Origin of the sequence: Streptomyces sp. NPDC096176, from assembly GCF_044763255.1 — a bacterium.
GTDB lineage: Bacteria > Actinomycetota > Actinomycetes > Streptomycetales > Streptomycetaceae > Streptomyces.
The window spans coordinates 175,201-186,652 of record NZ_JBIWFV010000005.1 but is presented as its reverse complement, the minus strand read 5'-3'; the positions used below and the strand labels follow the sequence as shown (position 1 = coordinate 186,652).

At 70.9% G+C, this 11,452-nt stretch carries 10 protein-coding genes; 8 read left to right on the top strand and 2 right to left on the bottom strand.

Going from position 1 to position 11,452, the window contains the following annotated elements; genetic code table 11:
* Positions 1-53: 53 nt before the first annotated feature.
* Positions 54-701, top strand: coding sequence for a MerR family transcriptional regulator (locus tag ACIQ7Q_RS15575; RefSeq protein ID WP_403862133.1), 648 nt, complete (start codon positions 54-56; stop codon positions 699-701).
* Positions 702-744: 43 nt separating this feature from the next.
* Here ACIQ7Q_RS15575 and ACIQ7Q_RS15570 read toward each other — a convergent pair whose 3' ends face one another.
* Complete coding sequence (locus ACIQ7Q_RS15570; RefSeq protein ID WP_403861020.1) at positions 745-4,053, bottom strand: S41 family peptidase; 3,309 nt, start codon at positions 4,051-4,053, stop codon at positions 745-747.
* 247 nt (positions 4,054-4,300) lie between these two features.
* On the opposite strand from ACIQ7Q_RS15570, the gene ACIQ7Q_RS15565 reads away from it, so the two are divergent.
* Both ACIQ7Q_RS15565 and ACIQ7Q_RS15560 read left to right on the top strand, forming a co-directional pair.
* Entirely contained in the window at positions 4,301-4,873 is a 573-nt protein-coding gene (locus ACIQ7Q_RS15565) for a TetR/AcrR family transcriptional regulator (RefSeq protein ID WP_403861018.1), read from the top strand.
* Positions 4,874-4,995: 122 nt separating this feature from the next.
* Positions 4,996-7,158, top strand: a complete 2,163-nt coding sequence (locus tag ACIQ7Q_RS15560; protein ID WP_403861015.1) for an MMPL family transporter — start codon at positions 4,996-4,998, stop codon at positions 7,156-7,158.
* A 147-nt stretch (positions 7,159-7,305) separates the two neighbouring features.
* Here ACIQ7Q_RS15560 and ACIQ7Q_RS15555 read toward each other — a convergent pair whose 3' ends face one another.
* A complete protein-coding gene (locus ACIQ7Q_RS15555) occupies positions 7,306-7,650 on the bottom strand; it encodes an SsgA family sporulation/cell division regulator (RefSeq protein ID WP_403861012.1) in 345 nt (114 codons plus the stop codon).
* Between the two features lie 162 nt (positions 7,651-7,812).
* On the opposite strand from ACIQ7Q_RS15555, the gene ACIQ7Q_RS15550 reads away from it, so the two are divergent.
* From ACIQ7Q_RS15550 to ACIQ7Q_RS15530, 5 genes are all read left to right on the top strand, one after another.
* Positions 7,813-8,889 carry an energy-coupling factor ABC transporter permease gene (locus ACIQ7Q_RS15550; protein ID WP_403861009.1) on the top strand — a complete coding sequence of 359 codons (1,077 nt, stop codon included), beginning with the start codon at positions 7,813-7,815 and terminating at the stop codon, positions 8,887-8,889.
* Position 8,890: 1 nt separating this feature from the next.
* A complete protein-coding gene (gene cbiQ, locus ACIQ7Q_RS15545; protein ID WP_403861006.1) occupies positions 8,891-9,652 on the top strand; it encodes a cobalt ECF transporter T component CbiQ in 762 nt (253 codons plus the stop codon).
* Complete coding sequence (locus tag ACIQ7Q_RS15540) at positions 9,640-10,416, top strand: energy-coupling factor ABC transporter ATP-binding protein (protein ID WP_403861003.1); 777 nt, start codon at positions 9,640-9,642, stop codon at positions 10,414-10,416. The genes cbiQ and ACIQ7Q_RS15540 overlap by 13 nt, the downstream gene beginning before the upstream one ends.
* Positions 10,413-10,889, top strand: a complete 477-nt coding sequence (locus ACIQ7Q_RS15535; RefSeq protein ID WP_403861000.1) for a MarR family winged helix-turn-helix transcriptional regulator — start codon at positions 10,413-10,415, stop codon at positions 10,887-10,889. Before ACIQ7Q_RS15540 ends, ACIQ7Q_RS15535 begins: the two co-directional genes overlap by 4 nt.
* Before the next feature lie 71 nt (positions 10,890-10,960).
* Positions 10,961-11,410, top strand: a complete 450-nt coding sequence (locus ACIQ7Q_RS15530) for an organic hydroperoxide resistance protein (protein ID WP_403860997.1) — start codon at positions 10,961-10,963, stop codon at positions 11,408-11,410.
* The last annotated feature ends 42 nt before the right edge of the window (positions 11,411-11,452 follow it).

The following is an 11,452-nucleotide window of genomic DNA, read 5'->3' as shown; positions in this document are numbered from 1 at the left end:
GTAGGGGTAGGACGCGACAAGTTACCGGCGGTACAACATAGGCTTCCGATGTGATGGAAGCGCGCGAGTACCGCATGGAGGAAGTGGCCGAGAAGGCCGGGATCACGGTGCGCACCCTGCGCTTCTACCGCGAACGCGGGCTGATACCGCCACCCCGGCGGGAGGGCAGGATCGCCTGGTACAACGAACACCACCTGGCCAGGCTGCGGACGATCGCCGCCCTGCTGGAGCGCGGCCACACCCTCAACGGCATCGCCGACCTCGCCACCGCCTTCGAGAGCGGACGGGACGTCGGGGAGGTGCTGGGCCTCGGCGAACCGACGGAGGAGACGCCGGTGCGGCTCTCGCCGGAGGTGCTCGCCGACTACTTCGAGGGCGAGGTCACACCCGAGAACCTCGCCACCGCGCTCGAGCTCGGCTATCTGGCGACTGACGGCGAGGAGATCGTCCACATCAGCCGCCGGCTGCTGGACGTCTCGGCCGCGCTGGTACGCGAAGGGGTGCCCCTGGCGGCGGTCCTGGAGGCGGGCCGCCAGGTCCGTACCCACGCGGACGCGCTGGCCGAGCTCTTCGTCGACATGCTGACGAAGCACAGTGCCGACGACCGACTGGAGGAGCTCCGCCCGCTCGCGAAGAGCGTGGTGGAGGCGGAGCTCTCCATGGCGATGGACCGCCGGTTGCGTACACCACCGTCCGCCTGAGCGGTCCCGGAGCACTTCCGCGGGCTCGGACCCCCTGGAGCCGTCAGCGGGGCGGGAGCGGCGGCCGACGCAGGTCGGGAGCCTCCGAGTAGTCCGGGGGCACCGCCGCCGGCGCCGACTTCAGCAGGTCAAGGGCCAGTTGGATGGCGTCGTCGAGACCCACATGGCGTCCCTCGGCCCAGTCCAGCGGCGTGCGCAGCGCGTCCAGGTCGGGTTCCACGCCGTGGTTCTCGATCGACCAGCCGTACGCGTCGAACCAGGCCGCGTTCATCGGGACCGTGATCACCGTGCCGTCGCCGAGCCGGTGCCGCCCGGTCATGCCGACCACGCCGCCCCATGTGCGGGTGCCGACCACCGGACCCAGGCCGAGCAGTCTGAACGCCGCCGTGATCATGTCCCCGTCCGACGACGTCGCCTCGTCGGCGATCGCGACGACCGGCCCGCGCGGCGCGTTGGAGGTGTACGAGACCGGCTCCGCGTCGCGGGTGAGGTCCCAGCCGATGATCTTGCGGGTGAGCTTCTCGATGACGAGCTCGCTGATGTGCCCGCCCGCGTTGCCGCGCACGTCCACGATGAGCGCCGGGCGCGAGACCTCCATGCGCAGATCGCGGTTGAACTGCGCCCACCCGGAGCCGCCCATGTCGGGGATGTGCAGATAGCCGCACTTGCCGTCGCTGGCCTCCCGTACGACGGCCCGCCGTTTGGCAACCCAGTCCTGGTAGCGCAGCGGCCGCTCGTCGATCAGGGGGACGATCGCGACCCGACGGGGGCGCGCCTCGCCCTCCGCCGGGAGGAACGTCAGCTCGACCGTCGTACCGCCTGCCGCGGAGAGCATCGGGAACGGCCCCGCCACCGGGTCCACCGGCCGTCCGTCGACGTGCGTGAGGATCGCACCGTCCCTGATGCCGGTACCGGCGAGCGGGGAGCGGGCCTTGGAGTCGGAGGAGTCACCGGGAAGAATCCGGTCGACCATCCATTTCCCGTCCCGGCACACCAGGTTCGCACCGAGCAGACCCATGGCGCGCTGGTAGTGCGGCGGTCCTTCGTTGCGTCGCGCCGCGGTGACGTACGCGTGGGAGGTGCCCAGCTCGCCGAGGACTTCGCGCAGCAGATCGGCGAACTCGTCGGGGGAGGCCACCCGTTCGACCAGCGGGCGGTACTGCTCCAGCACTCCGTCCCAGTCGATGCCGCACATGCCGGGTTCCCAGAAGTACGCGCGGACGATGCGGCCCGCCTCCTCGTAGGCCTGTCGCCATTCGGACGCCGGGTCCACCTCGTGCAGGATGCGGCGGAGGTCGAGGTAGACGGTCGAGTCGCCGTCACCGGACTCGGTGGCCGGTACGGCGCGCAGGTCGCCTTCGTCGACGACGACCAGGCGGCTGCCGTCGCCGCTCACCGCGAAGCTGTCGAGATGGCCGACGAGTTCGGTCTTGCGCGCCTTGGAGATGTCGAAGTGCTCCAGGGTGGGCCTGCCGGAGGTGTCGGCCGGGTTGACGAACGTCTCGCCCAGTGCGCCCGAGATGGGCCAGCGGAGCCAGACGAGCCCGCCGCCGGCGACCGGGTGCAGCGCCGAATACTTGGAGGCGGCGACCGGGAACGGTGTCACCCGGTTCTCCAGGCCCTCGATCTCGACGAGGACCATGCTGTCCGGCGACTCCTCCAGCGGGTCTAGGCCGCCGGCGGCCGGACGGCCCTCCGGCGTGAGCGCGAACGGCGAGGGCGTCGCGGACGACAGCGGCACCAGGTAGGGGCGGCAGCCCAGCGGGAAGGACAGGTCGCCGGTGTGCACGTCGTAGACGGGGTCGAAACCGCGCCACGAGAGGAAGGCGAGATACCGTCCGTCTCGCGTGAAGACGGGATTCTCGTCCTCGAAGCGCCCGTTGGTGACATCGATGATCGTGCGGTCGGCGATCCGGGCCATCTTGATCTGGCGCAGCGACCGGCCGATGCCGGGATGGGACCAGGTCAGCCAGTTCCCGTCGGGGGAGAAGGCCAGGTCCCGTACAGGGCCGTTGGTGGAGCGGACCAGCTCGGTCACCTCGCCGGTGGATTCGTCCGTGGTGTCGAGGAGGAGCAGCCGGCCGTTGTGCGAGGCGATCGCGATCCGCTCGCCGTCGCTGTCGGAGATCAGCTCCAGTACGCGTCCCAGTTGTCCCGAGGCGAGCCGGCGCGGTTCGCGGTCGCCGGAGGCCCGCGGCAGGTAAGCGATCTCGACGGCGTCCTCGCCCTCGGCGTCGGTGACGTAGGCGACCTGGCCGCCGCTGCCGAGCATCTCCGGCAACCGGACCCTCACGCCGGGGGTGTCCGCGATCGTGCGGGCGGGGCCGTCGCGGTGGGTGAGCCAGTAGAGGCTGCCGCGTACGTTGACGGCGCTGGCCCGGCCCGTCTCGTCGACGGAGATCGCGTCCACGTGGTTGGCGGCCGGGACCTGATAGGTGCGGCGTCCCGCGCGCGGCCCGCCGAGGCGTACGTCCAGCTTCCGGGGCAGGGAGTCCGGCGAGAACAGGTCGTCGACGATCCACAGGTCGCCCGCGCACTGGTAGACGACCCGGCGGCCGTCGCTCGAGGCGTGCCGGGCGTAGAAGGCGTCGTGGTCGGTGTGGCGGAGCAGGCCCGTGCCGTCGGGCCGGCAGGAGTAGAGATTGCCGACGCCTTCGTGGTCGGAGAGGAACGCGATCCGTCCGTCGTCCTCCGACCACCTCGCGGAGCCGTCGCCGCGGATGAACATCGGGCAGTCCAGGTGTCCGTCCAGGTCGGGCAGCAGCCGCTCGCCGTGCAGCCACAGCCGACCCGTCGCCCCGCCGCGGTAGCGCTTCCAGGCGGCCGGCTCGTGGGGCGGTTTGCCGGTGAGCAGCAGCGTCCGGCGCTCGCACCCGGTGCCGCCGGCCTGGGAGGGGCCCTCCGACTCGTCGGTGACGGCGATGTCGGAGAGCGGGCCCCAGGGGAGCCTGCCGCCGGGGGAGCCGTCGGTCGGGACGCTGTAGGCCCAGGAGAAGTAGGAGAACGGCTGGCCGTGCGAGGAGACGGCGAGGATCTGGCCGTCGGGGGTCCAGCCGCAGACCCGGGTGTCGGTGGAGCCCCAGTAGCTGAGCCTGCGCGCGGGTCCGCCGTCGACGGGCGCGAGATGGATCTCGGGGTCGAGACTGCGCCAGTTCGTGTACGCGATGTGCTGCCCGTCGGGCGAGAAGCGGGGGTGGCCGACTCTGGTGCGGTCGACAGTGATCCGCCAGGCCCGGCCGGGCGGGTGCCCTTCCGGTACCAGGGGTGCGACCCACAGGTCGTCCTCGGCGGCGAAGCACAGCAAGTCGTCGTGCAGATGCGGGAACCGGAGATACGCCACGTCGTCACTCACCCCCCAATGCTTTCCGCGTGGCAGGGGCGCGGCAACTTGTGGGCCCGGGTGAATCGGGGCCGATCTTGTGTACGGACCGCCGCCTCGGGTCCGCGGCCGCTGTCCGTGGGTGGGTGTCCGTGGGCCCGCGTCCGTGTCCTGGTGTTCGTGACGGAGGCCACAAGCGAAACGGTTTCGTTTCGTTGGCGGTCGGGGTACGGTCGATGTGTACGAAACAGTTTCGTTCGTCTGCGACCGGGAGGCCGACATGACACGCAGCCGGCTCACCCCCGAGCGCGAGGCAGAGCTGTACGAAGCGGTCCTCGACCTGCTGCGCGAGGTCGGCTACGACGCCCTGACCATGGACGCCGTGGCGAACCGCACGCGGTCCAGCAAGGCCACGCTCTACCGCCAGTGGCGGAGCAAGCCCGAGCTGGTTGCCACGGCGCTGAGGAACAACAAGCCGGTGCATGTCGGTGACATCGACACCGGCAGCCTCCGCAGCGACTTCCACACCATGATCGGCCGCACGGACAACTGTCAGATGGAGAAGGACTCCGCGCTGATGCGGGGCCTGGCCCAGGCCGTACACGCCCACCCCGATCTGCACGAGGCCCTGCGCGAGCTGCTGATCGAGCCCGAGATCACCGGACTCGACGCAGTGCTGCGGCGGGCCGTGGACCGGGGCGAGGTCAGGGCGGACAACCCCGCGCTGGGGTACGTGCCGCACATGCTGGTCGGCGCGTTCATTGCCCGGCAGCTGATCGAGAACCGCACACCCGACCAAGCCTTCCTCACCCACTATCTCGACGCCGTGGTCCTCCCCGCCCTGGGCGTCTGACCTCCCCGGGTCACGGCACATCCCTCCCCGCCGCACCACCGCACAGCACCTGACGCGCGCCGCTCTCGTCGTCGGGCCGGCTCCCCTTGCCCTGTTCACCCTCATTCACGGGAGTAGCCCTCGTGGCCACGTTTCTCTACAAGCTAGGACGGTCCGCCTTCCGGCGCCGCCGTCTCGTCGCCCTACTGTGGGTGGCGCTGCTCGCCGTCGCCGGGTTCGGCGCGGCCACCGCGTCGACCGCCACGTCGTCTTCCTTCTCCATCCCGGGGACGGAGGCCCAGAAGGCCTTCGACCTGCTCGAGGAGCGCTTCCCCGGCGGCAGCGCCGACGGCGCCACCGCCCGGGTCGTCTTCAAGGCCCCCGAGGGCGAGAAGATGACCGACGCGGGGCCCAAGGCGGAGGTGGACAAGGCCGTCTCCGAGCTGAAGGCCGGCTCCACGCAGATCGCCACCGTCAACGACCCGTACACGACGAAGGCCATCTCCCAGGACGGCTCCACGGCCTACGTGTCGGTCACCTACAAGGTCAACTCGATGGAGCTGACCGAGGCGACCCGAGAGACACTCGAGGAGACCGGCACCGAGGCGCGCGGAGCGGGCCTCACGGTGGAGATCGGCGGTGACGCGCTGCAGGCGGCCCCGGAGACCGGTGCGGGCGAGATCATCGGAGTGGTCGTCGCCGGCATCGTCCTTGTGATCACCTTCGGTTCGATGGTGGCCGCCGGACTGCCGCTGCTCACGGCGATCATCGGTGTCGGCATCGGAATCTCCACGATCACCGCGCTGGCGAACGTCCTCGACCTCGGCTCCACCACCGCGACGCTCGCGACGATGATCGGTCTCGCGGTCGGTATCGACTACGCGCTCTTCATCGTCTCGCGCTACCGCGCGGAGCTCGCCGAGGGCCGGGAGCACCAGGACGCGGCCGGCCGCGCCGTCGGCACCGCCGGCTCCGCGGTGGTCTTCGCCGGTCTGACCGTCGTCATCGCCCTCGCCGGGCTCGCCGTCGTCAACATCCCGATGCTCACCAAGATGGGCTTGGCCGCGGCGGGCACGGTCGTCATCGCTGTCCTCATCGCCCTCACCCTCATACCGGCGCTCCTCGGCTTCGCCGGCAAGCGTGTCCTCGGCCGCAAGGCCCGCAAGGGCAAGCCGGTCTCCGACAAGCCGAACGCGGGCACCCGCTGGGCCCGCTTCGTGCTGCGCCGGCCGGTCGCGGTGCTGCTCGCGGGCGTCGTGGGCCTCGGCGCGATCGCCCTGCCGGCCGCCTCGCTGGAGATGGGCCTTCCCGACGACGGCTCCCAGCCCACCAGTACGACGCAGCGCAAGGCGTACGACCTGCTCTCGGACGGCTTCGGTCCCGGTTTCAACGGCCCGCTGATGGTCGTGGTCGACGGGGACAAGGCTGCCGCGGACCGTACGGTCGAGACCGTCAAGGGCCTCGACGGCGCGGTCGCCGTCACCCCGCCGACCTTCAACAAGGCCGGTGACACCGCGGTGATCACCGTCATCCCGAAGGACCGGCCGTCCTCGGGGGCGACCGAGGAACTGGTCCACGACATCCGCGAACAGAGCGGCGACGAGGTCCTGGTCACCGGCGCGACCGCGATGAACATCGACTTCTCGCAGAAGATGAACGACGCGCTGCTGCCCTACCTGGCGCTTGTCGTCGGCCTCGCCTTCCTGCTGCTGATGATCGTCTTCCGGTCGGTGCTCGTGCCCCTCAAGGCCGCCCTCGGCTTCCTTCTCTCGGTCGTCGCGGCGCTCGGCGCGGTCGTGGCCGTCTTCCAGTGGGGCTGGCTCGGTTCGCTGTTCGGCGTGGAGCAGACTGGCCCGATCATGTCGATGATGCCGATCTTCATGGTCGGCGTGGTCTTCGGTCTGGCCATGGACTACGAGGTCTTCCTGGTCACGCGCATGCGGGAGGCGTACGTCCACGGCGAACGGCCGGGCGAGGCGATCGTCACCGGCTTCCGCCACGGGGCCCGTGTGGTCACCGCCGCCGCCGTCATCATGATCGCCGTGTTCTCCGGCTTCATCGGCTCGAGCGAGCAGATGATCAAAATGATCGGTTTCGGTCTCGCGATCGCCGTCTTCTTCGACGCCTTCGTGGTCCGTATGGCGATCGTCCCCGCGGTGCTGGCGCTCCTGGGCCACAAGGCCTGGTGGCTGCCGCGCTGGCTCGACCGGGCGCTGCCCAACGTCGACGTGGAGGGCGAGGAGCTGCACAAGGAACTCGGCGCCTCCGCCGACCCGGACGAGGAGCGTGAGCTGGTCCGCGTCTGATCCTCCGGGGGTTCCCGCCGGCGCCGGCGGGAGGAGCGGCCCCCGGATGACGCGACGGCACCGTGGGGACGGGGGCCGGCGCGTGACAGAGGCCGTATCCGCCGGACATGGGCCCGGCGGGTACGGCCGCTGTGCGTGCCGAGTGAGTCAGGCCGTCGGGGCAGCGACCACGGCGTAGGTGTGGCGCAGGAACCGGATCAGCGTGTTCGAGTCGAACTGGACCACGGCGACACCGTCGGTGGTGTGGAACTCGAGGATGGCCTGGACCCGGCCGCACGGCCAGATACCGATGTCCCCGGCCCGGGCCGGGGAGCGCAGCCCCGACTCGAGGAGGTCGCGGGGGAAGGTCCATTCCTGGCCGCTGGGGAACGCGAAGCGGACGGCCCCGGGATCCTCCGCGGGGTCGTAGCTCAGGAATACGCGGACCGGTCGGTGCTGAGGCGCGTCGGTCACGATCCTGCCACTGGCCTGCTCTTTGACGGCGTGGATCATCAGCCGCTCCTCACACTCAACCAATTTGTCTCTAATGTCCCATATTTTGGGATTTTGTGCGGGCTGTTCCATGTTCAGTTGTGACTCATGCGCTCTTGCAAGTCGTTCGCAGCAGGGCACTATCATTGAGCAGTTATTCATCTGTCCGAAGCGGAGCTCTCCATGCATGTCCCCGACGGATTCATCAACGCGCCCGTCTCGGTGGCCGCCGGAGTCGTCGCCGCCGGCGCGGTCGCCGTCAGCCTGCGCGGTGCCCGCCGTGAGCTGGGCGGATCGCCGGTCGCCCTCGCAGGAGCGGACCGTACGGCACCGCTCGCGGGGCTGGTCGCCGCGTTCGTCTTCGCCGTGCAGATGCTCAACTTCCCGGTCGCGGCCGGCACCAGCGGCCATCTGCTCGGCGGTGCGCTGGCGGCCATCCTCGTCGGGCCGTTCACCGGCGTGCTCTGCATCGCGGTCGTCCTGCTGATGCAGGCCATCCTCTTCGCCGACGGCGGGCTCACCGCCCTCGGCGTCAACATCACCGTCATGGGCGTCGTCGGCGTCCTCGTCGCCTATGGGCTCTTTCGCGGGCTGGTCACGGTGCTGCCGCGCACCCGCCGCTCGGTGACCGCCGCGTCCTTCGTCGCCGCGCTGGTCTCGGTGCCCGCGGCGGCCGCCGCCTTCACCCTTCTCTACGCGGTCGGCGGCCTCACCGACGTCCCGATCGGCTCGGTGCTGACGGCGATGGTCGGCGTCCACACGCTGATCGGCATCGGTGAGGCGGTGATCACCATGCTGACCGTCGGCGCCGTCATCGCCGTACGGCCCGACCTCGTGTACGGCGCCCGAGGCCTGTCCACGCCGCTCAAGCTGCGTGTCGGCGGCGAGCTCGTCGACGCCCCGGCCGCCGAACCGGCGCCGGTCGCCGCGCGCTCGCCGCGCACATTCTGGCTCGCGGGGCTCGCGACCAGCCTCGTCCTCGCCGGCTTCGTCTCCTTCTACGCCTCCGCGAACCCCGACGGCCTGGAGAAGGTCGCCGCCGACAAGGGCATCGACAAGACCGTCGAGGAGCACGCCGCGGCCGACTCGCCGCTCGCCGACTACGGCGTCGAGAGCATCACCGACGCCCGGCTGGCCGGCGGTCTCGCCGGAGTGATCGGCGTCGGCGCGACGGTCGTCGCCGGCACCGGCGTTTTCCACGTGGTGCGCCGCCGCCGCAGCGAGGACGCCAGGCCCGAATCCGTGCAGAGCCCGGTCTGACATGGGGGCGGGTCACAGCCACAAGCTCTACCGGCACGGGCACTCGCCGGTCCACGAGCTGCCCGCGCACTGCAAGCTGCTCGCCGTCCTCGGCTTCGTGCTGGTCGTGGTCTCCACGCCCCGCGAGGCCGTCTGGGCCTTCGCCCTGTACGCGGTGCTGCTCGGGGCGGTCGCGGCGGTGGCCCGCATTCCGGCGGGCTTCCTGTTGAAGCGGCTGCTGATCGAGATCCCGTTCGTGGCCTTCGCGCTGCTGATGCCCTTCGTGGTGCCCGGGGAGCGGACCGAGTTCCTCGGGATCCCGCTGAGCGTCCCGGGCCTGTGGGGCGCCTGGAACATCCTGGCCAAGGGGACGCTCGGCGTCGCGGCCTCCGTGATCCTCGCCTCGACGACCGAGCTGCGCTCCGTCCTGAACGGCCTGCAGCGTCTGCGTCTGCCGCCGCTGCTGGTCCAGATCGCCTCCTTCATGATCCGGTACGGCGACGTCATCACCGACGAGATGCGCCGGATGTCGATCGCGCGGCGCTCCCGCGGATTCGAGGCGCGCGGCGTGCGCCACTGGGGAGTCCTGGCCAAGTCGGCCGGCGCCCTGTTCATCCGCTCCTACGAGCGCGGCGAGCGGGTCCATCTCGCGATGGTCAGCCGCGGCTACACCGGCACGATGCCGGTCCTCGACGAGGTGCGTGCGACGCGCGCCCAGTGGTCGTACGCCGCTGTCCTGCCCGTGACCGCGCTCGCGGTCTGTCTGCTGGGATGGACGCTATGACCCCGAACCCGGACCTGCCCCCCTCCCTCGACGTGCGTGGGCTCGCGTACGCCTACCCCGACGGCCACCAGGCCCTGTTCGGCGTCGATCTGACGGTCGGGCGCGGCGAGCGGGTCGCCCTGCTCGGCCCCAACGGCGCCGGCAAGACCACGCTCGTCCTGCATCTCAACGGCATCCTGGCCGGCGGGGTCGGCACGGTCGCCGTCGCCGGACTGCCTGTCGACAAGAAGAACCTGACGGAGATCCGCCGGCGCGTCGGCATCGTCTTCCAGGACCCGGACGACCAGCTCTTCATGCCGACGGTCCGGGAGGACGTGGCCTTCGGCCCGGCGTCCGCCGGTCTGCGCGGCGCCGAGCTGGAGGCGCGGGTCACGGCGGCCCTGACCCGGGTCGGCATGGCGGACTTCGCCGACCGGCCGCCGCACCACCTCTCCTTCGGACAGCGCCGCCGGGTGGCGGTCGCCACCGTGCTCGCGATGGAGCCGGAGATCCTGGTGCTCGACGAGCCCTCGTCCAACCTGGACCCGGCCTCGCGCCGCGAACTCGCCGACATCCTGCGCTCGTTGGACGTCACCGTCCTGATGGTGACGCACGACCTGCCGTACGCGCTGGAGCTGTGCCCGCGGTCGGTGATCCTCAGCGACGGCGTGATCGCCGCGGACGGCGCCACGCAGGAGCTGCTGGGCGACGACGATCTGATGCGCGCGCACCGCCTGGAGCTGCCCTTCGGCTTCGACCCGGGGTCCGTGACAATAGGCGCGTGAACATTCGGCGCGTGATCGAGGACCGGAGCGGGGCGGCGGCGTCACTGCTCCTCGACGACCAGCTGTGCTTCGCGCTGTACGCGGCCCAGCGGGCGGTCACGGCCGCCTACCGCCCGCTCCTCGCCGAGCTGGGCCTGACGTATCCGCAGTATCTGACGATGCTGGTGCTCTGGGAGCGTGGCGAGATCCCCGTCAAGGAGCTCGGCTCCGCGCTGCGGCTCGACTACGGCACGGTCTCGCCACTGCTCAAGCGGCTGGAGGCGGCGGGCCTGGTGCGGCGGGAGCGTTCGGCGGCCGACGAGCGTTCGGTGCGGCTGGTGCTCACGGACGAGGGCGAGGCGATGCGCGAGCGGGCGGAGAAGGTGCCCGCCCAACTGCTGCTGAGCACAGGGCTGGAGGGCGCCGAGGTCGCCCGGCTCCGCGATGACCTGCACCGGCTGGCCGACAGCGCAAACGGTGCTACCCCGCAGTAATCAGGACCGGCTCGTTCCGATACGTTGTGCGCGATGTAAATGCCACCGGCGCACGCACCACGGGACGCATCATGAGCGAACAGGTCGACACGGTCGGCACCCGCCCGACAAAAATCATGTACGTGGCGGAGGCCACCGCCCACGGCGGTCGCGACGGCTATGTGACCAGTCATGACGGCCAGATCGAGCTGCGCCTGGCCATGCCGCCCGCGCTCGGCGGCGACGGCCGCGGCACCAACCCGGAGCAGCTCTTCGCGGCCGGCTACAGCTCCTGCTTCCACAACGCCCTCGTGCTCGTCGGACGCCGCGCCGGACTGGACCTCACCGGCTCGACGGTCGCCGCCAAGGTCGGCATCGGCCCCAACGGGTCCGGGGGATACGGACTCGCGGTCGCGCTCAACGTCTCGTTGCCACTCGTCGACCAGGACCTCGCCACACGGCTCGTGGGCGCCGCCCACCAGGTCTGCCCGTACTCGAACGCCACCCGCGACAACATCGACGTCTCGATCGTGCTGAGTTGAGCTGAGGCCGCCGGCCCCGGCCGACCCGCGGTCCTGGCTGTC